Annotated in this window: 20 protein-coding genes and 1 tRNA gene; 14 read left to right on the plus strand and 7 right to left on the minus strand. The window is 55.1% G+C overall.

From position 1 onward, the window contains the following. Positions 1–659 precede the first annotated feature (659 nt). The 3 genes from QGT73_RS01760 to QGT73_RS01770 all read left to right on the plus strand — a co-directional run bounded on the left by QGT73_RS01760 (position 660) and on the right by QGT73_RS01770 (position 6,138). Positions 660–1,802: an efflux RND transporter periplasmic adaptor subunit gene (locus QGT73_RS01760; protein ID WP_280121167.1), complete on the plus strand. Its 1,143-nt coding sequence runs from the start codon at positions 660–662 to the stop codon at positions 1,800–1,802. 71 nt (positions 1,803–1,873) lie between these two features. After that, a complete protein-coding gene (locus QGT73_RS01765) occupies positions 1,874–4,963 on the plus strand; it encodes an efflux RND transporter permease subunit (RefSeq protein WP_280121168.1) in 3,090 nt (1,029 codons plus the stop codon). Beyond that, complete coding sequence (locus QGT73_RS01770; RefSeq protein ID WP_280121169.1) at positions 4,960–6,138, plus strand: TolC family protein; 1,179 nt, start codon at positions 4,960–4,962, stop codon at positions 6,136–6,138. Before QGT73_RS01765 ends, QGT73_RS01770 begins: the two co-directional genes overlap by 4 nt. Positions 6,139–6,226: 88 nt before the next feature. On the opposite strand, the gene QGT73_RS01775 is transcribed toward QGT73_RS01770, so the two are convergent. The 6 genes from QGT73_RS01775 to QGT73_RS01800 all read right to left on the minus strand — a co-directional run bounded on the left by QGT73_RS01775 (position 6,227) and on the right by QGT73_RS01800 (position 11,262). Then, positions 6,227–6,916, minus strand: coding sequence for an LrgB family protein (locus tag QGT73_RS01775; protein ID WP_280121170.1), 690 nt, complete (start codon positions 6,914–6,916; stop codon positions 6,227–6,229). Then, entirely contained in the window at positions 6,897–7,244 is a 348-nt protein-coding gene (locus QGT73_RS01780; protein ID WP_123617449.1) for a CidA/LrgA family protein, read from the minus strand. The genes QGT73_RS01775 and QGT73_RS01780 overlap by 20 nt, the downstream gene beginning before the upstream one ends. After that, positions 7,198–8,127 carry a DMT family transporter gene (locus QGT73_RS01785; protein WP_280121171.1) on the minus strand — a complete coding sequence of 310 codons (930 nt, stop codon included), beginning with the start codon at positions 8,125–8,127 and terminating at the stop codon, positions 7,198–7,200. Before QGT73_RS01785 ends, QGT73_RS01780 begins: the two co-directional genes overlap by 47 nt. Next, positions 8,124–9,134: a homoserine O-acetyltransferase family protein gene (locus QGT73_RS01790; RefSeq protein ID WP_280121172.1), complete on the minus strand. Its 1,011-nt coding sequence runs from the start codon at positions 9,132–9,134 to the stop codon at positions 8,124–8,126. Before QGT73_RS01790 ends, QGT73_RS01785 begins: the two co-directional genes overlap by 4 nt. Positions 9,135–9,241: 107 nt before the next feature. After that, positions 9,242–10,390 carry a glycosyltransferase family 4 protein gene (locus QGT73_RS01795; RefSeq protein ID WP_280121173.1) on the minus strand — a complete coding sequence of 383 codons (1,149 nt, stop codon included), beginning with the start codon at positions 10,388–10,390 and terminating at the stop codon, positions 9,242–9,244. 53 nt (positions 10,391–10,443) lie between these two features. Further along, the gene (locus tag QGT73_RS01800) at positions 10,444–11,262 is read right to left on the minus strand and encodes a glycosyltransferase family 2 protein (RefSeq protein WP_280121174.1); all 819 of its coding nucleotides are present in this window, start codon (positions 11,260–11,262) and stop codon (positions 10,444–10,446) included. A 210-nt stretch (positions 11,263–11,472) separates the two neighbouring features. On the opposite strand from QGT73_RS01800, the gene QGT73_RS01805 reads away from it, so the two are divergent. Continuing rightward, positions 11,473–14,163 (plus strand): 4-alpha-glucanotransferase, encoded by a 2,691-nt coding sequence (locus tag QGT73_RS01805; RefSeq protein ID WP_280121175.1) that lies wholly within the window; start codon positions 11,473–11,475, stop codon positions 14,161–14,163. Between the two features lie 152 nt (positions 14,164–14,315). On the opposite strand, the gene QGT73_RS01810 is transcribed toward QGT73_RS01805, so the two are convergent. Continuing rightward, a tRNA-Leu gene (locus QGT73_RS01810) sits at positions 14,316–14,397 on the minus strand. A 227-nt stretch (positions 14,398–14,624) separates the two neighbouring features. Between QGT73_RS01810 and QGT73_RS01815 the strand changes: the two genes are divergently transcribed. From QGT73_RS01815 to QGT73_RS01865, 10 genes are all read left to right on the plus strand, one after another. Further along, complete coding sequence (locus QGT73_RS01815; protein ID WP_280121176.1) at positions 14,625–16,517, plus strand: DUF349 domain-containing protein; 1,893 nt, start codon at positions 14,625–14,627, stop codon at positions 16,515–16,517. 160 nt (positions 16,518–16,677) lie between these two features. Further along, positions 16,678–18,075 carry an undecaprenyl-phosphate glucose phosphotransferase gene (locus tag QGT73_RS01820; RefSeq protein ID WP_280121177.1) on the plus strand — a complete coding sequence of 466 codons (1,398 nt, stop codon included), beginning with the start codon at positions 16,678–16,680 and terminating at the stop codon, positions 18,073–18,075. Beyond that, complete coding sequence (gene recQ / locus QGT73_RS01825; RefSeq protein WP_341874099.1) at positions 18,065–20,239, plus strand: DNA helicase RecQ; 2,175 nt, start codon at positions 18,065–18,067, stop codon at positions 20,237–20,239. Before QGT73_RS01820 ends, recQ begins: the two co-directional genes overlap by 11 nt. A 15-nt stretch (positions 20,240–20,254) precedes the next feature. After that, entirely contained in the window at positions 20,255–20,827 is a 573-nt protein-coding gene (locus tag QGT73_RS01835; RefSeq protein WP_280121178.1) for an NUDIX hydrolase, read from the plus strand. Positions 20,828–21,016: 189 nt separating this feature from the next. Further along, the gene (locus tag QGT73_RS01840) at positions 21,017–21,214 is read left to right on the plus strand and encodes a Sec-independent protein translocase subunit TatA/TatB (RefSeq protein ID WP_280121179.1); all 198 of its coding nucleotides are present in this window, start codon (positions 21,017–21,019) and stop codon (positions 21,212–21,214) included. After that, positions 21,211–22,011, plus strand: a complete 801-nt coding sequence (tatC, locus tag QGT73_RS01845) for a twin-arginine translocase subunit TatC (protein ID WP_280121180.1) — start codon at positions 21,211–21,213, stop codon at positions 22,009–22,011. The genes QGT73_RS01840 and tatC overlap by 4 nt, the downstream gene beginning before the upstream one ends. Positions 22,012–22,061: 50 nt before the next feature. Beyond that, positions 22,062–22,730: a 5'-methylthioadenosine/adenosylhomocysteine nucleosidase gene (locus QGT73_RS01850; protein WP_123617391.1), complete on the plus strand. Its 669-nt coding sequence runs from the start codon at positions 22,062–22,064 to the stop codon at positions 22,728–22,730. 5 nt (positions 22,731–22,735) lie between these two features. Next, a complete protein-coding gene (locus QGT73_RS01855) occupies positions 22,736–23,218 on the plus strand; it encodes an S-ribosylhomocysteine lyase (protein WP_123617390.1) in 483 nt (160 codons plus the stop codon). Then, positions 23,215–23,874, plus strand: coding sequence for an AlbA family DNA-binding domain-containing protein (locus QGT73_RS01860; RefSeq protein WP_280121181.1), 660 nt, complete (start codon positions 23,215–23,217; stop codon positions 23,872–23,874). The genes QGT73_RS01855 and QGT73_RS01860 overlap by 4 nt, the downstream gene beginning before the upstream one ends. A gap of 52 nt (positions 23,875–23,926) precedes the next feature. Then, positions 23,927–24,664: a glycoside hydrolase family 25 protein gene (locus QGT73_RS01865; RefSeq protein ID WP_280121182.1), complete on the plus strand. Its 738-nt coding sequence runs from the start codon at positions 23,927–23,929 to the stop codon at positions 24,662–24,664. The last annotated feature ends 1 nt before the right edge of the window (position 24,665 follow it).

The following is a 24,665-nucleotide window of genomic DNA, read 5'->3' on the forward strand; positions in this document are numbered from 1 at the left end:
TTTTTTTAGTGTATGCCCGGTTTTCAACTTCCTGAGAATCGAATATACGAACTAATCTCGAAAAATTCCAGATTATTCTAAAATATTCAATTCTCAGAGGCTTTAATCAGAGGAGTTCTGCAACACCCTCTGTGCGAGCTTAGGCCATGGCAAGCACCCGCGCAAGCGGTGCGCAGCCATGGTACAGAATAATTATCCACAGCATGTGCCGCGTAGCGGTACAACAATACAAGCGTATCAAAACGTTAAGTCGCAGTGAATTACCATCATGACATTTTGTAGCACCGCTACGCGGCGCATCGTCTTATATCTGTCTTTATACCATGGCTGCGCACCGCTTGCGCGGATGCTTGCCATGGCCTAAGCTCGCGCAGGCCCTACGGGCCTTTCCTTGTCACAACTGATTAAATCATAGGTTTTGCAACACCCTCTTTCCTTGCTACAACAGTCTGCTAATTAATCTGTGATGCACGGATATTTCGACTTGAGCCGTATGCACCGACATTTCGGCTTGGGCACCTATTGTCTTATATACAAATAATCTGTAAATTTGCAAAGATTCTCCATAATAGTGCAACAGACCTATGGCAAACGCTGATTAATTTTGCACCGGACAAACAAACATATTCATTTTTTTTTCATCCATACATTGTTTTATCATGAGACTCAGTAACCGAATGAAGTATTTCTTCATGGCCCCAATTCTTGTTATCTCGATGGCATCGTGCCATTCGCATAACGAATCAGAGCATGGCGACGAACATGCCGACGAGCATGCCCACAATCACGGAGCCGACGAGATTGTGCTTGAACCTCATGATGCACAACGCCTCGGCGTCGAAGTCGACACTGTGCGTCCCGGATCTTTCACCGAGACGCTCAAGGTGTCGGGCGAAGTGCTTCCCTCCTCGACAGACCGCGGAGTAGTGTCAGCACCCACATCGGGTGTGATACGGCTCAATCCGGGCATCAACGCCGGCACGCAGGTAAGAGCCGGTCAGGCCATAGCCTCAATCACAGCCCGCAACATCAGCGGCGGCGATGCCGATAATGCCGCCAAGGTGGCCGTCGACAATGCCAAGCGAGAACTTGACCGCGTGACCCCACTGCTGGCCGACGGTCTGATTACCAAAAAAGAATATAACGATGCTCTTGCCGCCTATGAGGCAGCCAAGGCAGCTTACAGTCCTGCCGCCGCGTCAGGCATAGCCACCGCTCCGCGTCAGGGTGTCATCACTTCGGTCAACGTGAGCGACGGCGAGTATGTCGAGACCGGCCAGGCCATTGCTACCGTAGCCGCCAACAGTTCGCTCACGCTCCGTGCCCTCGTGCCTGTGGCCCAGGCTGAGTTTCTGCCCCGCGTAGGAGGAGCCGTGATGAGTTTTCACAGCGGACTGACCGTTGACATTGACGATTTCAACGGCCGTCTGCTATCATCCGCGCCCGCCTCGGCCGGCGAGACTCCCGGGTATATACCTGTCTACTTCAGCTTTAACGGCACCGCCCCCGTAATCCCCGGCAGCGCGACCGAAGTCTATCTCAAAGGCTCGGGCCGCAGCGAGGTCATCTCGCTCCCTGTCGACGCTATCGTGGAACAGATGGGCGAGACATTCGTATTTGTACGCAAGGGTGACCATGTGTATATGAAACGCCCTGTGAAACTCGGTAACTCCGACGGCTCGCGCGTGGAAATAATCAGCGGTATAAATCCCGGAGAGACTGCCGTGGTCAAGGGCGCGACATTCGTGCGTCTGGCCGAGCAGGCTACCGTAGCACCCGAGGGTCATTCTCACAACCACTGATTCACGATGACGCCACGTGACATATTATCTATAAAAACTGAAACACAGGCTGTTTAACCTTACATAATACAATGCTAAACAGGATAATAAAATTTTCGCTCGACAACCGTCTTGCGATAATCGTGCTGTCAGGACTCATTCTCATCTACGGAATGATAGTGCTGATGCGCACCGAGGTCGACATATTTCCCGACCTCAATGCCCCGACCGTAGTGGTCATGACCGAGGCTCCGGGCATGGCTCCCGAAGAAATCGAGACCACTATCACCTATCCCGTCGAGACGGCTGTCAACGGAGCCTCGGGCGTGAGACGCGTGCGCTCATCGTCCACTCCGGGCTTTTCGGTGGTGTGGGTAGAGTTTGGCTGGGACACTGACGTGTATCTGGCGCGTCAGATTGTGTCGGAAAAACTCACACAGCTCGAGGGCACGTTTCCTCCGGGAGCAGGCTCTCCGACACTCGGCCCGCAGTCATCGATACTCGGCGAAATCATGATCATAGGCCTGACGGCCGACTCGGTAACCACTCAGATGGATCTGCGCACGCTCGCCGACCGCGAGGTGGCCCCACGTCTGCTCTCGCTCCCCGGCGTGGCATCGGTGTCGGTGATAGGCGGTGATGCAAAGGAGTTTCAGATATTGCTCTGCCCGGCCAAGATGCAACGTTTCGGCGTGACACTCACCGACGTGCGCGACGCCGTGACCGGCATGAACAGCAACGCGGCCGGTGGTGTGCTCTATGACTATGGCAACGAGTATATCATCAAAGGCGACATAACCACCAACGATGTCACCGCTATAGCCAACACGGTAATAATCAGCGACCCGTCACGCATCGTAAGACTGTCGGACATAGCCGAGGTGGCTGCCCGTCCGCAGGAGCCCAGACTGGGTGCGGCATCGGTCAACGCCTCTCCGGCCGTACTCATCACCGTGACCAAGCAGCCCGGTGCCGGCACAATCGAGCTGACTGAAAAGATTGACGCCAAACTCGCCGACCTGCAGCGTACATTTCCCGATGACGTAAAGGTCAACACCGACATATTCCGCCAGTCTGACTTCATAGCCCGCTCGATAGGCAATCTGCAGGAGTCGCTCTTTGTCGGAGCCATCTTCGTAATCATAGTGCTGTTCTTCTTCCTGATGAATCTGCGCACCACTCTGATTTCGCTCATAGCCCTGCCGCTGTCGATAATCGTCACCATCATAGCTCTCCACTTCATGGGGCTGACCATCAACACCATGAGTCTCGGCGGCATCGCCATCGCGATAGGTTCGCTGGTCGACGACGCCATCGTGGACGTGGAGAATGTCTACAAACGTCTGCGTCAAAACCTCAAGGCCGGCCGTCCCATAGTCCAGGTGGTCTACGAGGCGAGCAAGGAGGTGAGAATGCCCATCTTCAACTCATCGCTCATCATCATCGCCAGCTTCCTGCCTCTGTTTTTCCTCCAGGGCATCGAGGGGCGCATGCTCATACCTCTGGGCATCTCGTTTGTGGTGTCGCTCATAGCCTCGACCATCGTGGCCCTCACTGTCACCCCGGTGATGTGTACCTATCTGCTCGGTGACAAACGCATAGCATCGCAGCTCGAGAAGGAGCCGTGGCTCTCGCGCAAGCTCAGCCAGTGGTATCACCGCGCTCTTGAGGCCTCGATGTCGCATATCAAGCCAATATTAATCGGCGTATCGCTCCTTTTCGTTGTGTGCATAGGCATTTTCTTCACACTCGGACGCAGCTTCCTCCCGCCGTTCAACGAGGGGTCGCTCACCATCAATGTCAGCACTCTGCCCGGCATATCGCTCGACAACAGTGACCGTCTCGGACGTGAGGCCGAAAAGATTATCCTCTCCATGCCCGAAATCACTACCGTGGCCCGCAAGACCGGCCGCGCCGAGCTTGACGAACATTCGCTCGGTGTGAATGTGAGTGAAATCGAGGCTCCCTATACCCTTGACCACGGCCGCTCGCGCAAGGAGATGGTGGCCGATCTGCGCCACAAGCTGTCGCATCTGCCCGGTGTCAACATCGAGATAGGCCAGCCCATTTCACACCGCATCGATGCCATGCTCTCAGGCACCGAAGCCCAGATAGCCATCAAACTGTTTGGCGACGACCTCACCAAGCTCTTTGCCTTAGGCAATAAAATCAAGGCCGTGGCGGCCGAAGTGCCCGGAGTGGTTGACGCCAACATAGAGCAGCAGATGGAACGTCCGCAACTCGACATACGTCCGCGCCGCGACATGCTTGCCTATTACGGAATACCCATGAGCCAGTTTGCCGACTTCATACGTGTGGCTCTTGCAGGCGAGACCGTCTCGCAGGTCTATGAGAAGGGACGCCCCTTTGACCTCGTGCTCAAGATGGAGTCGGACGCGCGCGGCAGCATCGACCAGGTGGCATCGCTCATGATCGACTCGCCCAAGGGCAAGATACCCCTCAGCGCGGTGGCTGATGTGCGCTCGACAGCCGGCCCCAACTCCATCAACCGCGAGAACGTGAGCCGCCGCATAGTCATCTCGGCCAACGTCGAGGGTCGCGACCTGCGCGGTGTGGTCAACGACATCATGCGCGAAGTCGACGAGGAGATAGACCTGCCCGAAGGCTACTATGTGAACTATGGCGGACAGTTTGAGAGCGAGGCAAGCGCGTCGCGCACGCTGCTCATCGTGTCGCTCCTGGCTCTTGTGATAATCTTCCTGCTGCTCTACGGCCAGTATCACAACGCCGTGCAGTCAGGCATCATACTCCTCAACATGCCGCTCGCACTCATAGGCGGAATACTCATACTGCGCCTGACCTCGGGCGAGATGAACATCCCGGCCATCATAGGATTCATATCGCTCATGGGCATCGCCACACGTAACGGCATGCTGCTCATGTCGCGCTACGACACTCTGCGCCAGGAGGGTCAGGGACTGATGGAACGTGTGCTCCACGGCTCGGCCGACCGTCTCAACCCCATACTCATGACCGCGCTCAGCTCGGCTCTGGCTCTCATACCTCTTGCCGTCAACGGCCACCAGCCGGGCAACGAGATACAGTCGCCTCTGGCCATCGTGATACTCGGCGGACTGTTGTCGTCGACCCTGCTCAACATCTTTGTGGTGCCCATCATGTATTATCTCACCAACCGTAAAAAAGAATCCTCTAAAGCATGACACGCAGATTTATCATAGCCCTCATGTCGATGCTCCCTCTTGCCGCCGGAGCCGACACTTTTGATGAAATAATGTCGGAGGTGATGTACAACAATCTCACCGTCCGCGCCGAGAATGCCCGCGCCGAAGCACAGGTGGAAGGCTTATATGGAGAAAATACTCTCGGAGCTCCGGAAGTGGAGTTTAGCCGCGTATGGAACACCGAGTCGGGCGGTGAAAACAAGTGGTCGCTCTCAGTGAGCCAGTCATTTGACTGGCCAGGAGTGTATGCCGCACGTCGCGAGGCCGCCCGCACGGCCCACAGCGCGATGCACTTTCTCAGAGAGTCGACACTCCTCGATCTGCGTCAGGAAACACGCAGCCTGCTTATAGATATAATCCACAATGCCCAGCTCATCGAGATGCAGTCGCAACTGGCCGAACGCATGGACAGCATGGAAATGTTCTATAAAAAAGCGGCCGAGGCCGGGGCGGAAACCCGTCTTGATTACAACAAGACCGTGCTTGAACGCATAGCCGCCCACCGCGAACTCAACACTCTCAAGGCCTCACGCGCCGCACTGCTCGCATCGCTCCAAACCCTCAACGGAGGCAAGGATGTGACGGATATGGCTCTCCGTCTCGGCGCGGTCTATCCGATTATGCCGGCTCCCGGCATCCTCTCGGCCGAAACCATCAGGGAGCGCGACCCACAGATTGCGGCGGCACAGGCCTCACTTGATGCAGCCGAATCGATGGTGAAGGTGGAGAAACGCTCACGCATTCCGGGATTCTCTATCGGCTATGAACACGAAGTGGAAGGCTCCGAGACATTCAACGGCTTCTCCATAGGTATAACACTGCCCATGTGGGGACGCAAACATCAAATCAAGGCGTCCAAACTCGAGGCCGAAGCGGCCCTCATGGATGCTGAGATGGCTCTTACGCGCCGTATGGCCGAAATGGATGCCGACCGCCGACAGCTCGACGCTCTTCGTGCCACTATCGACGAGTATGAGCCGGTAATCAATGACAAGACCAACTATGAACTGCTCCAAAAGGCTCTGAAAGCCGGTCAGATTAATTTCCTGACATTTATCCAGGAGTCAAACTACTTCATAGCCGCCCGTCGCGACTATATCGACACTCTTTACGAGTATAATCTCACACTCTCACGCCTCAACCGATACAATTAAAACTCGGAAGATATAATATGACAACAGCGGCATCAAAAGTCAACTTTTGATGCCGCTGTTGTCATATTACAGTCTTTTATATTATAGGCTACAGCAGCAGATTCAGGAGCGGGCCGGCGAGGACGGAAGTGAGCACGCCGTTGATGATTAGTCCGACTGTCGCATAGGCTCCATAACGTTCGGAAAGCTGGTTGACACGGCTCGTGCCGATGACATGGGCGGCAGTGCCCATGCTTATGCCCTGGGCTACCGGACTCGATATATTACCGAGACTCAACACTTTAAGCCCGACAACGGCTCCAAGCAAACCGACAAGCACCACTATCGATGCCGTGAGTGAAGGTATGCCGCCAAGATGGCCGGTAATCTCGATGGCTATGGCATTGGTCACCGATTTGGGCGCGAGCGATATTATGACCTCGCGCGAGGCTCCCATCCATTTGGCTATCAACACTACCGAAATGATGCCCACCACACAGCCTGCAAGCTCACACATGAGTATCGGGATGAACTGCTTGCGTATGACCTTCAACTGGGTATAGAGCGGAAGGCCGAGAGCCACGATGGCCGGTTTGAGCCAGAACTCTATCATATGGCCCGGACGCGAGTATGTCTCATAGCTGATGCCTGTAAGTTGCAGAAAACCGATAAGCACGGCCACTGTCACAAGTACGGGATGAAATGCCGACACCCCAGTGATGTCGCGCAGACGCATGGCCCCGAAATACACACCAAAGGTGAGGGCCACCAGAAATATGTCACTTTCTATGAAATCCATGGCGGAATAATTGATGTACACGACCTGTCACAAGCAGCACGAGCGCGGTGCTCACCACCGTTGCCACGGTGATGGCAAGCCACGAGTCGGCTATCACATCGAAATAGAGCATGAGAGCCACGCCGGGCGGCACGAAGAAAAAGCCCATGTTGGAGACCAGAAAACGGCACATCGGGGCTACATCCTCAACTTTCAGCAACTTCTTCTCAAGCAGAAACGTCATGAGAAGCATGCCCAGTATGCTCCCGGGGATAGATATACCCGTGAGCCATACGATAATCTCACCTACGGCCAGACAGCCGAAAATGATGAAACATTGCTTTACCATTTTTTATCAGTTTACGCGGATGGGACACCAGCACAAACACGGCCGCGAGGATGAGCACTATGCCCAGCACAGCCTTGAAAGTGAGTATCTCTCCAAATATAAGTACACCTACAAGCACTCCGGTCACAGGCTCCAGTGCGCCGAGTATCGACACCGGCACCGATCCGATGAGCTGCACGGCCACAGCCACGGTGAGTATCGACACAATGGTGGGAAACACCGACAGGCCTGTGGCACACACAAGCCCCATAGGGGTCATCGGTATGGGCTGAAGCTCCGTGAGCCATCCCACCTTGACCACCATGACAGTGATGCCGAAAAGCAGCGAATAGAATGTCAGTGTGGGGCCCGAGAGTTGTTGCAACGACGTCTTGTTGATAAATATCATATAGAGTGCATAGCTCAGGGCCGACAGTATGACAAGCGTGACGCCTCGGGTCGAGACGTTGGCTCCGGGCCCGGGATTGGCCAGCAACACGACTCCACCGAGCGAGATGAGTATCGCCAGAGCGGTCGACAGAGAGATTTTCTGCCGATAGAATATCCATAGTATCAAAGCTATGAGCACCGGCTCGACAAAGAGCATTGTCGACGCGATGCCCACATCCATATATTTGTAGGCCTCAAAGAGTCCTACCGACGAGAGCGCGAACAGGACACCCTGCAAAAACATGAGCGGTATCTGGCGCGGCGCGAGCCGGAAGCTGTAGCCGCGCTGCCACATCACCAGTCCGAGCAGCAGGGTGGCAACCACGTAACGGTAAAACAACACCGAGCCGACACTCAGGCCGAGCTCATAGAGGGGCACGGCAAAAAGCGGATTAGTGCCATAGCTCACTGCAGCCACGGCTCCGAGGATATAACCTTTGGTGGTAGGTCTCATTTCTGCATAAACGGTTTCATTAGTGCATTGAGCTGATAGTTTTCCACAAGAAATCCGTCGTGGCCGAAGGGCGAATGTATCTCGGCATAACGGGCGCGTGGTATGCGTGCGGCCAGAGCTATCATGTCGGCCGGCGGGAAAACTATATCGGTGGTCAGACCTACCACAAGCGTCTTGGCCTTGATGGTCGAGAGGGCTGCATACATGCCTCCGCGGCCGCGGCCCACATCGTGGGTGTCAAACGAGTCAAGAATTGCGTGATAGGAATAAGCGTCAAAGCGGCGCACCAGCTTCTCGCCCTGATAACGCTGATAGGACACGGCGCGGCGCGGCGCAGGATACTCCTCCGTGTCGCGCTGGGTGAGGTTATAGCCCGAAGGGCCGCGATAGCTGAGCAAACCGATAGCCCGTGCGGCGGCCAGACCGGCGGCTCCTGCGTCGGGACGCGGCTCGCCATAGGTGGCATCGGCCTCGATGCACATGCGCTGGCTCTCATTGATGGCTATTGTCCAGGGAGTGGCCACGCCGTCGGTGGCCATGAGGGCGAGACGGTCAAAACGCTCCGGCTCCATCACGGCCCACTCCACGGCCTGAAAACCGCCTACCGAGCAGCCTACGAGTGTGTGGATGTGTCCGATGCCGAGGGCGTCGGCCAGTATGCGGTGGGCATTGACCACATCGCGTATGGTGTATTTGGGAAAATCGCCGTAATAGGGTCGGCCCGTGGCGGGATTTTCATGCAGCGGGCAGGTGGTGCCATAGGGCGAGCCTATGAAGTTGGCACATATTATAAAATAACGTGTAGGGTCGAGAAACATTCCCTCCTCCACCGTGTGGGGCCACCAGTCCTGCACGTCGCTGTTGGCTGTCAGGGCATGACACACCCACACGACGTTGTCGCGCTGCTCGTTGAGCGTGCCATAGGTATTGTAAGCGATGCGCAGACGCTCGAGCGTGCCGCCAAATTCGAGTGCGAAAGGAGAGTTGTGGTCGTAATATTGTGTCATTGCCCTTTGGTGTTATTTTCTGATTTTAGCCCACAAAGGTACGTAATTTAGCCGACACGAATGACCGTCAGCTATTCTAATTTTCCGACAAAGACAGATGTTTTTTTCTACTTTTCGCTCTTTTTCAGTAATTTCAGCATGGGTGCGGAGTAGGCCTTGTCCCAGGTATATTGCAGGTGGAAGCGAGAAGCGGTGTCGGAGATGCGTGTATAGAGCGCGCGGTCGTCCATAAGGTTCTCGATGCGGCGGGCTATGGCCTCGGGCGACTTGGGATTGACAAACAGTGTGTCGACCCCGTCGTGGAGTATCTCGGTAGCCCCGACACTCTCGCTCACTATCACGGGCAGTCCGCAGCTCATGGCCTCAAACACGGCCAGGCCCCAGCTCTGATCGACGTTGACAAACAAAAACATGTCGGCCCGCTCGTGCAGTTCCCTGAATCGCTTCTCATCGACCATGCCGCATATCTCTATGCGGTCACCGAGACCACGGGAGGCTATCATCTCCTCAATCTTCCTGACATAACCGGGGGCAAGGGAGGTGGAGCCTATGATGTCGAGATGAACGTCATAGCCGCGGGACACAAGCAGACTCACCGTCTCGACCTGAGCCTCATAGTTGCGGTAGGGAAACCACACACCGCTCGAGAGCAGGTTGACCCGACGGCTGTCAAACCGGCCGAAAGTCTCGTTGATGTCGCGTGTTATGCCCACAGGCTCGACTCCGCAATAGAGCACCTTGGCGTAACGTCCCATGCAACGCTTCACACGCTCGGCATTTTTGGTGACATTGACGGTAATCTCGTCGACATATTTCAGGCCGTTAAGTATGATCCGCTTCAAGGCTCTGTTGCGTAGCGACTGACGGCTTGAGGCGGAAACTCCCGTCTGAAATACGTAATACAGGTCGTTGATCTGCCACACGACACTTTTGCCCTTGAAGGCCGGCAGCAGAGTCTCAAATCCACAGTCGTGGATGTTGACCACATCGGCATCGCTCACCATCTCGGCCAGGCGACGTCGTGCCCGAAGGGTGCGTGCCACACGCGCCACCACCGAGCGGCTGCCGCGCTCTTCCTCCAGGACCCGTATGCGGTCGGCATATCTGCGAAACTCGGGATAGGTCTTGTCGAAGTCGAGAAAACGGGTCACGATGAAAAACGGCTCGCCCTGCGCTTCGGTATATTCAAGAAGTTTCAGAAACTGCTTGTGTGTGCCGCCACGGACATTGAGGTCATATATAAGATAAGCAATCATAATGTGTGTCGAATCAGCTAAAAATAGTTGGAGAAAATTGGTCAATGCCGGCCTCAGGCTTTGTCGTCATACGTCTGTCTGAAAGCCTCGAGTGTGCGCGAGTATTTGCCGGGCTTCTTGCGCTCGGCATACATGAACCGCAGCGAGCAGTAGCGCAGAGGACGGAAATTGATGTCGACAAGACGACGCAGATAGCCTCCGAGAGTGGGATTCTGACGGTGTACGAGACATGACTCGAAATAACACTTCAGCGAAGTGTTGGATACGTAGCCATACATGTCATAGATGGCAATGTATTTTTTCACATCGCGGAATGTGCCGCCACTATTGTAGAGCTGACGGAAAAACACACAGTCGGCTATGGAGAGAAATGTGGTGTCAAACGGATGTTCGCGCAGGACCGACACCTTTGTAAACGAGCTCTGGTGACAGAAAGGCATACACACCGGCATGCGGTCGATGGTGGCCGAGCGGTGGGGCTTGTATCCACCTTTGTAATGCAGGATTGTGGACCCGTAGAGCACATCCTCGTCATAGCTGCGGCCGGCAAAAATGTCGGAGAGCACTTTCTCGTCAAAAAACAGGTCGCCGGCATTCATGAAATTGATATATTCGCCTGTGGCCATATGCGCCGACTTGTTCATGGCGTCAAATATGCCCTTGTCCGGCTCACTGACCCAACGGGTGATGCGCGACGAGTATTTACGGATTATATCCAGTGTACCGTCGGTCGAACCACCGTCGACTATTATATATTCCACATTATCATAAGTCTGGCTGATAACCGATTGGATAGTCTTCTCTATCTCTTTGACAGCGTTATAGCACACCGTCACGACAGTTATCTTCTGCGATGCCTTTGGTTGGGTCATATCTATATCGTTAATTGGGGCGACAAAATTAATCATAATTCGCCTCATTTCCAATTACAATACCAAAAACATCACATTACGGCGCAATAATCAGCTTTGATTATTGCTGTTTAAAAACATCTCTCGGATTGTTGCCGTTTATTACAAAAAACACTAATTTTGTCATTTGTAACATAAAGCATATAAAATATATTATATCATACTTATTATATGAAACTTACATTTGAAGTCAATTACCGTACCGAGTGGGGCGAAAGCCTGTTTTTGTCGGGCACACCCGAAGCATTGGGTGGCGGCGACACCGACAAGGCCGTGGCCATGACACTCAACGGTCATGAGACATGGCAGGTGACAGTGGAACTGCCCGACTCGCTCGATGTAATCAACTATTGTTACTTCGTGCGTCATGACAACGGCTCCGTGAAACGCGAATGGGGCAAAGGCCATCGCTTCGAACGCTCGGCCGACACTTCTGAAATAACCATTCTCGACCGCTGGCACGACCAGCCATGGGACAAACCCTACTATGCGAGCGCGTTTACCGACTGCATATGCAACCGCGCCGACAGGACTACGGCAGTAGAGGCTGTCCGCGGCATGCTCACACTCTGCGTGGACGCCCCGATGATACGTCCCGACGAGGCGGTGGCCGTAAGCGGCGCGTCGGAAGCCCTCGGCGCGTGGGACCCTGCCAAGGCTCCACACATGAGCGATGCGGAATATCCGACATGGCGTATCAATCTGCCACTCGACGCCATTGACAACGCAAGCGAATATAAGTTTCTTATAGTAAAGAAAACCACCGGCGAGGTAGTGGCCTGGGAGGGCCGCGACAACCGCTCGTTCAACATCCCCCCTCACGCCGACGGCGCGGCAGTCATAGACGCCGGCCAGCGTCTGGTCAACCCCCTGAGCCCATGGCGCGGCGCGGGTGTGGCCATACCGGTATTCTCGCTGCGCAGCGAGGAGGATTTCGGCGTGGGCGATTTCATGGACCTGAAAAAGATGGTCGACTGGGCCGTGCGCACTCATCAGAATTTCGTGCAGGTGCTCCCCATCAACGACACCACCATGACCCACACATGGACCGACTCCTATCCCTACAACGCCAACTCGACCTTTGCCCTCCACCCGATGTATCTGCGTCTGAGCGAGATGGGACGGCTCGACAACGAGGAGCGTCAGCGTTACTTCGACGAGCTCGGCCGCGAACTCAACCGCCTGCCGCAGATCGACTATGAGCGCGTCAACAAGGCCAAGAACCAGTATACCCGCGAACTCTTTGCCCAAAACGGTCATGCCGACATGTCGACGCCCGAATTTCAGAGCTTCCTCAGCCGCAACACATCGTGGCTCACGCCATATGCGGCTTTCTGCGTGCTGCGCGACCTCAACGGCACCCCCGACATGAGCCGCTGGGGCGAATATGCCGTCTATGACGAGGAGAAAGTCAAGGGATTTATCGCCGCACACCTCGATGACATATATTATGTATACTACCAGCAGTATCACCTCGACCGCCAGATGCGCATGGTCCACGACTATGCCCGCGCCCACGGCGTAGCCATCAAGGGCGACATACCTATCGGCATCTCGCGCAACAGTGTCGACGCCTGGATTTCGCCCCGCCTCTTCAACCTCGACTGCCAGGCCGGCGCGCCGCCGGATGACTTCTCGGTGCTGGGACAGAACTGGGGATTCCCGACCTACAACTGGGAAGAGATGGCCAAAGACGGCTTCGCTTGGTGGAAAGCCCGTTTCCGCAAGATGTCGGAATATTTCGACGCCTACCGCATAGACCACGTGCTCGGATTTTTCCGCATATGGCAGATACCGATGGATGCCATCCACGGACTGCTCGGCATCTTCAACCGCGCTCTCCCCTTCTCGGCCGACGAGCTGCGCCACAACTATGACTTCTGGCTCGACACCGACCGCCAGACCCACCCGCTCATACTCGAATGGATGCTCAAAGACTTCTTCGGTGACAAAGCCGACGAGTGTCGCGACCGCTATCTCATGCCTATGGGTGACGGACGCTATCGTCTGCGTGAGGAGTTTGACACCCAGCGCAAGGTGGCCGACCACTTCGCCGCCCTGGCCGAAAACGGCGAAGGCTCGGAGGAGAACGACCGCATATGCCAGGCCCTGCTCGGACTCATCGACGACGTGCTCTTTATCGAAGACCCCTATGAGAAGGGCAAATATCACCCCCGCATCTCAGCCCAGTACACCTATCAGTACCGTTGTCTCAACGACTACGAAAAGTGGTGTTTCAATCGTCTCTACAACGACTTCTACTATCGCCGCAACAACGACTTCTGGTATGGCAAAGCCATGTGGAAGATGCCGCCGCTCATCGACGCCACCGACATGCTCGTGTGTGCCGAAGACCTCGGCATGATACCTGCATGTGTGCCTGCGGTCATGAGCGCGCTCGAAATACTCGTGCTCGAGATACAGCGCATGCCCAAGGACCCCACCACCCCGTTTGGCAACACCTGGACCTATCCCTACTACTCGGTGTGCACCACTTCGACCCACGACATGGACGGCATACGCCGCTGGTGGGAGGCCGACCGCGCCACCACACAGAAATATTTCAACGAAGTGTTGCGCGAGCCGGGCGAAGCACCGCAGTATGCCGAGCCGTGGATATGCGAGCGCATCATAAAGATGCATCTTGACTCACCGTCCATGCTGTGTATCCTTCCGCTCCAGGACTGGCTGTCGACCGACGGAGTGCTCCGCCGCACCGACCCGCGCGAGGAGCTTATCAATATCCCCGCCAACCCGCGTCACTACTGGCGTTACCGCATGCATCTGACCCTCGAGCAGCTCAACGCCTCTGACGAGTTTAACAACCACATCAGCGACATGGTGCGCAACTCGGGAAGATAAAGTAGATACATAAGAATACAAAAGTTTCAAAAGGGACAAAAGCATATTATAAACTTTTGTCCCTTTTGAAACTTTTGTCTGTTTGTATCTCCTCACCTGTAGAAACAACAAAAAATCCATTGCGGCCAAATGAGCAGCAATGGATTTATCCGTGCGCATGAAGGGACTCGAACCCCCACGACCTGAGTCATTAGATCCTAAGTCTAACGCGGCTACCAATTACGCCACATGCGCGGGTGATGTGAATTATCTTTGCAAAGATACGGCGATTTTGCGTATTTTGCAAACATGAGCACTGAAAAGTGGACAAAAATGTCAGCAATATCAATGTTTCAGCCCTATTTTTACGCATTTTTCTCATTGTAGAGTAAAAAATTATGGAAATTTTGTGGAATTACAATAAATTGTTTATAAATTAGCAGCCTGAATCGATTATTTTCACTTCACCCCATCTCCAAATTATGGAATTGAATGACCCCATCCTGACACCTGAAGAGGTAAAGGAGCCCACCTTGAATCAAGAGCTTAACGCAGCAGTTGCCGAAACCCCGGAGAAGTCCGAACCCTCGGCCCAAACAGTATCACTGGGAGACACACCCGCCGAGGCCGAGCCTACAGAGGCCGCCGAGACGGACCACACTGTGCGCCGTTCACTCACCAAGCCTGAAATACTCGAGGAAGTGACCCGACTCTCGGGCCTCGAAGCGGCCGAAATACCGGCCGAGGACGTGGCCCGTCTGAAACAGCAGTTCTACTCGCTGCGCAATGAAGATGTGCGCGCCGAGCGCAAGGCCTACGAAGCTGTCGAGGGTAACGACCCCGAAGCGTTTGTGCCGTCGGCCGACCCTGACGAAGAGACGTTCAAGGAACTGCTGGGTGTCATCAAGGAGAAAAAAGCGGCCCAGAGAGCAGCTCTTGAGGCAGAGCTCCAGGCCAACTATGACCGCAAAAAGGAAATCGTCGACAAACTTGTGGAAATGAGCGCGGATGCCGATAATGTAAACCGTGTGTTCCCCGAAGTGCGCGAGCTCCAGACCAAGTTTAAGGAAATAGGCGACGTGCCCCAGCAATACTCCAGCGACATATGGAAGAGCTATCAGGAGGCCGTGGAGAAATTTTACGACCAGCTCAAAATCAATAAGGAGCTGCGCGACTATGACTTCAAGAAGAATCTCGCCGAGAAGGAGGCCCTGGTGGCCGAGGCTGAGAAACTTCAGGCCGAGGAGGATGTAATCGTAGCCTTCAAGCGTCTGCAGGAACTTCACACCCAGTGGCGTGCCATCGGCCCCGTGCCCAAGGACGTGCGCGAGCTGATATGGGGACGTTTCAAGGAACTGTCAACCGAAATCAATAAGCGTTATCAGGATTTCTTCATAGAGCGCAAGGCCAAGGAACGTGAGAACGAGGAGGCCAAGACTGCAATATGCGAGCGCATCGAGGCTCTTGACTTCTCGTCGCTCGGCACCTATGCCGCATGGGACGCCATGACCAAAGAGTTTATGAACGCTCAGGCCGACTGGAAAAAACTCGGCTATGCTTCCCGCAAGGCCAACACCGAACTGTTTGCCCGCTTCAGAGCCGTGTGCGACAAGTTTTTTGCCGCCAAGGCCGAGTTTTTCAAGCAGATGAAGGATGTGCTTGCCACCAATCTCGAACGCAAGATGGCTCTCTGCGAGCGCGCCGAGGCTCTGAAAGACAGCACCGACTGGCGTGCCACAGCCGACGAGCTCACCCGCATGCAGAAGGAGTGGAAGACCATCGGAGCCGTTGCCAAGAAACACTCCGACCAGGTGTGGCACCGCTTCATGGCCGCCTGTGACTACTTCTTCGAGCAGAAGAAGAAAAACACCTCGGGCACCCGCCGCAACGAGCGCGCCAACCTCGAGCAGAAACAGGAAATCATCGAGAAGCTCAAGGCTCTCGAAGCCGATACCCCCGAACGCGAGGTGGCTCTCAAGACTCTCAAAGACCTTCAGGCCGAGTGGCAGAGCGTAGGCCACGTGCCCTTTGCCGAGAAAGATGCCATCTATGAGGCTTATCGCGGGGTGGTCAACAAGATCTACGGCAAGTTTGACATGGCCCGTCGCGACTCGAGAATGGAATCGTTTGAGAGCAGCCTCTCCGAGATGGGCGGTGACACCAACCGTCTCTATCGCGAGCGCGAGCGTCTGCTGCGCGCCTATGAGCAGCGTCGCGGCGAGCTCCAGACCTATGAGAACAACATGGGATTCCTCTCGGCCAAGTCGAAAAACGCCGACTCGATGCTGCGCGACATGCAGCGCAGGATGCAGCGTCTGAAAGACGACCTTGCCGAGCTTGAGAGCAAAATCAAGGCTATCGACAGCAAGCTATAAGTTTATAGTTTAAAGTTTAAGAGTTTATGGCCGTGGATGCGACACAAGTTGCAGCCACGGCTTTTTTATTTTTCGTCACACATGGTAAACAAAATTAACAATGGATGTAATACAGACCTATCCCTGCACGTTATAGTATATATTATGTGTATAACCGAAATTGAAAAACGCATTGTTTGAGACGGGCAAATATGGTCGATATCTGAGCCGCATATTCATGGCGGCCGATTTTGTCGTACTTAATCTTGTGTTTCTTTCGGTGTGTCTGGTCAACCCCGACATCGCCGGGCTGCACCGTCGGCTGACATGGCTGCTCATGAACGTGGCCTTCATCCCGGCGTGGCAATGGCTCAAACCTATATGTATGGAGCGGGCCATGCAGATGGACCGCGTGATGAGGGCCGCCCTCATGACTTCGGTGACACATCTCATCGTATTTCTCGCCCTGCTCTACGTGATGGGCGATGACGAGCTTCCATGGCATGTGCTCATGGAGTTTTATATCATGCAGTGTGTGTGTTTTCTGCTGTGGAGAGTGGTCTCGCAATGGATACTCAAGCGTTACCGCAGCCACGGAGGCAACACGCGTCAGATAATCATCATCGGATGCCGCACCACGGCCGAACGTCTCTATGAGGAGATGATGCACGACACCGGCTACGGCTATGACGTGCTCGGATTCTATGACATATATTGTCCTCCCGACTTCAAATATAAGGAGATGTATCGCGGCAACATCGACGACTTCGAGCGTTGCCTCGACAGGGTCAAGGTCGACGAGGTGTTCTACACGCTCTCGGGCGAGGACGGAGCCATGGTGCGCCGGCTGCTGGGACTATGTGACCGCAAGATGATGAGATTTAACTTCGTGCCGCAGATGTCGTCATATCTCGCTCGCAATCTGCGTCCTGAGAACATCGGAGCCGTGCCGGTGCTGGGCGTGAGAAACAATCCGCTCGACAATCCCGTCAATACATTTATCAAACGCTCGTTCGACATACTTTTCTCGGGAGCCTTCCTGATAGTGTCGCCCCTCATATTCATCCCCGTGGCCATAGCCGTCAAGCTGTCGTCGCCGGGCCCCGTGTTTTTCCGCCAGTTGCGCACAGGCTACAAGGGTAGCGACTTTTACTGCTGGAAATTCCGCACCATGCGGGTCAACAAAGAGTCTGACACCCTCCAGGCCACACGCCACGACCCGCGCACCACGAGAGTGGGCGAGTTTCTGCGCCGCACGTCCATCGACGAGCTGCCACAGTTTATCAACGTCTTTTTAGGCGACATGTCGGTGGTGGGTCCACGTCCACACATGCTCAAACATACCGAGGACTACAGCCGCCTGCTCGAAAAATACATGGTGCGCCACCTCATCAAGCCGGGCATCACCGGCTGGGCCCAGGTGAGAGGCTATCGCGGACAGACCGACGAGCTGTGGCAGATGCAACGCCGCATCGAACATGACATCTGGTACATGGAACACTGGAGTTTTCTCTTTGACTGCAAGATTATAATCCGTACCTTTGTAGGCATGTTTCAAAAGGACAACAATGCTTTCTGACCACACCACTCCCGCCACCCCCTCAGTCAACGTCACGCCCGACCTGGCCTCACGTGCCACAGGCCTGCTGAGCCGGTTCTACGGCTACAGCACATTCCGCCCTCTCCAGCTCGACATCATCGCGACAGCCATGGAGGGGCGCGACTCGGTGGTGCTCATGCCCACCGGAGGCGGCAAGTCGATATGTTATCAGATGCCCGCTCTGCTGAGCACAGGAGTCGTGATTGTGGTGTCACCGCTCATAGCCCTGATGAAAGACCAGGTCACGGCACTTGCCTCAAACGGCATACCCGCCGCTGCGGTCAACTCTATGCAGACCGAGGAGACCAACCGCGATATACTCGAACAACTGTTCAGCGGACGTGTGCGCATACTTTACATCTCACCCGAACGGCTTCTCACCGAAATCGACCGCTGGTCGAGAGACCTCAACATAGCCCTGTTTGCCATCGACGAGGCCCACTGCATATCGCAATGGGGCCATGATTTCCGCCCCGGCTACACTCAGCTCAGACGCATCAAGGAAGTCTATCCCGACGTGCCGGTGATGGCACTCACCGCCACTGCCGACCGTCTGACCCGCGATGACATAGCCACTCAGCTCACACTGCGCGACCCGCGCCTGTTCATCGGCTCGTTTGACCGTCCCAACATATCGCTGCGCGTCATGACCAATCCTGGCAAAAACCAGCGCATCAACTATATACGCTCAATGATAGAGCGTTATCGCAACGACTCGGGCATAGTGTATTGCCTGAGCCGCAAGACGGCCGAAGAGACCGATAAGCAACTGCGCGGACGCGGCTATCGCTCGACGGTGTATCATGCCGGCCTCTCGGTAAGCGAGCGCAACGAGGCTCAGGACAAGTTTATCAACGGAGAGGTGCAGGTGGTGTGTGCTACCGTAGCCTTCGGCATGGGCATCGACAAGAGCAACATCAGATGGGTGGTGCACAACAATATGCCGCGCAACATCGAGTGTTACTATCAGGAGATAGGCCGCGCAGGCCGTGACGGAGCCAAGGCCGAGGCCGTGATGTTTTACTCCTATGGCGACATAGCCACTCTGCGCAGCTTTGTCGACGAGAGCGGACAGCAGGCCATCAATGCCGAGAAGCTGGCCCGCATGAAAGAATACTCCGAAGCCTCGCTCTGCCGCCGCCGCATACTCCTGAGCTATTTCAACGAGACCATGGACCACGACTGCGGCAACTGTGACGTGTGTCTCGACCCGCCCGAACGCATCGACGGCACCGTGCTTGTGCTCAAAGCTCTCAGCGCGATCGTACGCATCAACGGTGCGGCCGGTATCACGATGCTCATCGACATACTCCGCGGCATGTCGCGACAGGAGCTGGTGCAGCGCGGTTTTGACAAAATCAAGACCTACGGAGCCGGACGCGACCTCAGTTTCGGCGAATGGAACGCCTACATATCCCAGATGATACAGCTCGGGCTGATCGACATAGCCTATAACGAGCACAACCATCTCAAAATCACCCCTTACGGGCGCAAAATCCTCAATGAGCGCGGCGAAGTGCTGCTGGCCCGATACACTCCCATGGAGTCGCGCCGCGGAGCCGCCAGACGCAAGGCCGAGCAGGAGACACCTCAGCTCTCGCCGGCCGAACAGTTGCTCGAATCGCTCAAAGCCGTGCGCGAGAAAATTGCCCGCAAAGAGCAGGTGCCCCCCTACATCGTGTTTACCGACAAGGCATTGCTCGAGATGGTGCGTGTGGAGCCTACCGACATGGAGACTTTCTCAAAGGTGGAGGGTGTAGGCGAGCGCAAGACCGTAAAATACTGGCGTCCGTTTGTCACGGCCATACGCAAGTTCAAGGGCATCACCGAAAAACTCGGCTCCGGTCTCTCGGTCGAGGAGACTTTGCTGCTGCTTAACGCCGGCTATGACGTCAACGCCATAGCCGATGCCAAAGGCATCAAGCCCTATACCGTATATACCCACCTCGTGGAGCTTATCAACAATGACAAACTCACCGACTTCTCGTCCATCATCACACGCGAGCAATATCTGCGTGTCATGTCGGTGGCCAAGGCTCATCCCGAGACTTTCTACGAAATACTGACCGACGAGATGCCCCAGGGTCTACCCCGAGTGGCCATAGCCATCAGTAATTTCCTGCTTCGCAAGAAAAGCGTTTAATAATCCGATATTGATATGAAATATACCGACAATCCGGCCGATGACAACATGAAATGGACTGTTGAGGGCACCGAATACCTCTTCAGACGTCCGTGGCTCACGGTGAGACGCGACACAGTGCGTCTGCCCGACGGCACAGTCCATCCCGAATATTATGTGCTCGAATATCCCAAATGGATCAACATCATAGCCATAACTCCCGAAGGCAAATATGTGATGGTCAAGCAATATCGCCACGGTCTCGGAGTAGTGGCCACCGAACTGTGTGCCGGCGTTGTGGAGGATGGCGAGGATCCGCTCGAAGGAGCCAAGCGCGAACTGCTCGAGGAGACAGGCTATGCCGGCGGAGAATGGGAACTCACTATGGAGATTTCGGCCAACCCGGGTAGCCAGAACAATCTCTCCTACTGCTACACGGCCCGCAACGTGGTCAAGGTAGCCGAGCAGCATCTCGACACGACCGAGGACATAAACGTGGAACTCCTGTCGGAAGACGAAGTGCGCGAAATGTTACTTAACGACGACATCAAACAGGCCCTCATGGCCGCCCCTCTCTGGCGACACTTCGCCCTGAATCACAAAATATAACAAACTCAGTCCGCCTGAGATTGGCATAAAAGATACGGTTGCTGTGTTTGCTTCTCCTGTCGCCTGACACAGCAACTGTGTCTTTTTGCATCTCCATGACAGTAGACTTTAACATCTATTATCAGACGTGACAGCCTCTTTTTGTCACATTTTCAGTAATTTTGTATCCCTCATCTTATACTTCGGACTATGATACCATGCCTCTTTAATCTCGGCACAGGCGAGATTATCATCATACTTGTGGTGGTGTTGCTGCTCTTCGGGGCCAAGCGCATCCCCGAACTGGCCCGCGGTCTCGGACGCGGTGTCAATTCGTTTCGTAAAGGGCTCAATGAAGTCACCGACCAGATTGACGACATAGATACAGACAAATCCGGGAAAAATTGAGCGACAGCGGATTTTGGGACCATGCCGAGGCTCTGAGAAAAGTCATTCTCCGGGGGGTCGGGATTGTCGTTGGGCTTATGTGTGTCTACTTTGCCGTGATGCCTGAGCTTTTCGACAAGGTGATTCTCGCGCCATGCCGCGCCGACTTTCCGCTCTACTCTCTGCTGCGTCACATCGGCGGTCCGCTCGAGGGTGACGGCAAGGACATCGAGCTCATCAACATACAGCTCGCCTCGCAATTTTTCATACACATGTCCACCTCGCTGTGGATAGCCGTCATCACAGCCTTTCCCCTGCTCCTCTATCTTATATGGAGCTTCGTGGCCCCCGGACTGTATGAACATGAGAAGCGCGGCATAGGTCCGGTGATAGCCGGAGCCAACGTGATGTTTTATCTCGGTGTCGCGACAGGCTACTTCCTGGTATTTCCGCTCACATTGCGGTTTCTTGCCGGCTATCAGCTCAGCGCGTCAATACCCAATCAGATTTCGCTCGACTCTTATATCGACAACTTCATGATGCTCGTGCTCGTCATGGGCATAGTGTTTCAGCTCTCGGTAGTCGCATGGCTGCTGGGACGCGCCGGAGTGCTGGGACGCGAATTTTTCCACACCTTCCGCCGTCACGCCATCGTAGCCCTGCTCATAGCGGCCGCCGTCATAACCCCGACCGGCGACCCGTTCACACTGACAGTCGTATTTCTTCCCCTCTACATCCTGTGGGAAGCATCGTCACTGACCGTGCCGTTGAAAGCTCCCCGACAACCGTCAGATCAGATAAAAGCAACCCCCTCATAACCTCACTCCTCCATAACCTTATAACCTTTGCTCGAAGAGCAAGTAACAATATGACAATAGGAATAATCGTAGCCATGACCAAGGAGCTCAACCTGCTCCTGCCGCTCATGGACAACCGCGAGACCCGCAAGGTGGGCGGCACCGAGTTTCACCTCGGCAACATAGGCACCAACAGAGTGGCACTCATGGAGTGCGGCATAGGCAAAGTCAACGCCGCCATCGGAGCCGTCACACTCATTGACACATTTCACCCCGACCTCGTAATCAACACAGGCGTGGCAGCCGGAGCCGGCGAGAATGTAGCCGTAATGGACGCCGTTGTCGCGACCGAAGTCGCTCATCACGACTTCTGGTGCATAGGCGAGGAGTGGGGACGAGTGCCCGGATGTCCGCGTACATTTCCCGCGCGCACATATGCCGAAGCTGTCGATGCTCCCAACGTGAAACGCGGACTCATAGCCTCCGGCGAACTCTTCATCACCTCGGCCGAACAGGTCGACGCCATCAGGAAAAACTTTCCCGGCGTCATGGCCATCGACATGGAGAGCGCGGCCATAGCCCAGGCCTGCCACCTGAGAGGCGTGCCGTTTTTCTGTATGCGCGTCATCAGCGACACCCCTTGGTGTCACCACGACAACTCACGCCAGTATGAAGACTTCTGGGAGGATGCCCCCCGCCAGTCGTTCGGACTCATCAAGTCACTCATCGACTCATTGTAACTGACATGGAAAAGATACCGAGTTTCACCATCGACCACGAGCGTCTGCTCCGCGGCATCTATGTGTCGCGCCGCGACCTCACACCTTCGGGCGATGTAATCACCACCTTCGACATACGCATGACCGAACCCAACCGTCAGCCGGCACTCACCCCCGAGGCACTTCACGCCATGGAGCACCTCGCAGCCACCTATCTGCGCAACAATCCCGACTGGAGCAGCCGAGTGGTCTACTGGGGCCCGATGGGATGCTGCACAGGCAACTACCTGCTGATACAGGGCTCGCCCCAACCGGCCGACATTGTGCCGCTCATGCGCGAGACAATGGAGTTTGTGGCACGATATGAAGGCGACATCCCCGGAGCGTCACCGCGTGACTGCGGCAACTACTCCTTTATGGACCTCGACGGTGCACGACGTGCAGCACGCACCTACATCGACGAAGTGCTCGACCGTATAACCCCCGAAAATCTCTGCTACCCACAGTGAAAGACCTCAAGGGTATAAAAGGAAAATTCTATATAGCCTCGCTTATCGAAGAGGGGGAGCATGAGCATCAGGACTTCAAGTTTGCCATCTCCGACGCCCGCAAGATAGCCCGTTCTCTATCAGCCTTTGCCAACAACGACGGAGGCCGTCTGCTCATAGGCGTGAAGGACAACGGAGCCATAGCCGGAGTGCGCAACGAGGAGGACATATATCTCGTGGAACAGGCCGCCGAGATGTATTGTGTCCCGCCCCAGCAACTGCGTGTCACAGCCTTCAAGACCGAAGGTGGACACACCGTGGTCAGGGTCGAGATAGACCGTGCGCCCGCGCGCCCCGTGCAGGTCAAAGAGGCCGAAGGCCACTTGCGTGCCTACTATCGGGTGCGCGACGAGAACATAGCCGCGCCGCCATTGCTCGTCAAGGCATGGCAGCGTGCCGCCGAGCAGACGTCAGGCTCAATGCTCGGCCTCGACTCGCACGGCCGGCAACTGCTCCGCATGGCTTCGGACGACAGCGGTGTCACGCTCGAGGACTTCATGGTCGAGGCCCACATATCGCGCGCCATGGCCGAAGAGCTCGCCATAAGCCTTTACAGCATGGGAGTGATAGATTTCCGCTATGACGGGACACGCTTCACAATGGTCTGCACGGCTTAGAGGGTGTTATTAAACAAACTTAAATCACAATTAACTCACCCCACGATTTCAAGTGTTACGTTACATTACGTTCATATTGATTCTCGCCGCCATGATGGCCGGATGTCGCCGAGACAGACGGGCACCGCACACTGTGCCGGGCTTCAGCGATTATGAAATCGTGGGCATAGACGTGAGCGCGCACAACGGTGACATCGACTTTGACCGCGTGAAAGCCGAGGGCATAGAGTTTGTATTCATAAAAGCCACCGAAGGGAGCACTTTCAAGGACAAACGCTTTGTCGACAATGTGCGCAAAGCCCGCAAAGCCGGTCTGAAAGTCGGAGCCTATCACTTCTTTCGCTTCGACACCCCCGGCTACATGCAGGGACTCAACTTTGTCAACTCCATCCACGGGCGCAACCTCGACCTGCCCGCCGTGATAGACATCGAAGAGTTTACCAACCCCAACTTCCAGACCACCAAACTGGTGATGAACCGCGTGACCGAAATGGCCGACCATCTCGAGAGCCACGGCTATCGTGTGATGCTCTACACCAACAAGAAAGGCCACGCACGATTTATCAACGGCCGCCTCGAGACCTATCCTCTGTGGCTCTGCTCGCTCGGATCGCTCCCCGACGACATGGACTGCGACATATGGCAGGCCACACACCACGGACGGGTGAAAGGTGTGGACCACGACGTGGACATAAATATATTCACCTCATCACGCACCGACTGGCCCACATTTGCCTCAGGCATATCGGTTTCCGACACAATAAAAAGTGTCAAATCAGCGTTAAAATAGA

It is taken from the genome of Duncaniella muricolitica (genome assembly GCF_910574735.1).
Classification (GTDB): domain Bacteria; phylum Bacteroidota; class Bacteroidia; order Bacteroidales; family Muribaculaceae; genus Duncaniella; species Duncaniella muricolitica.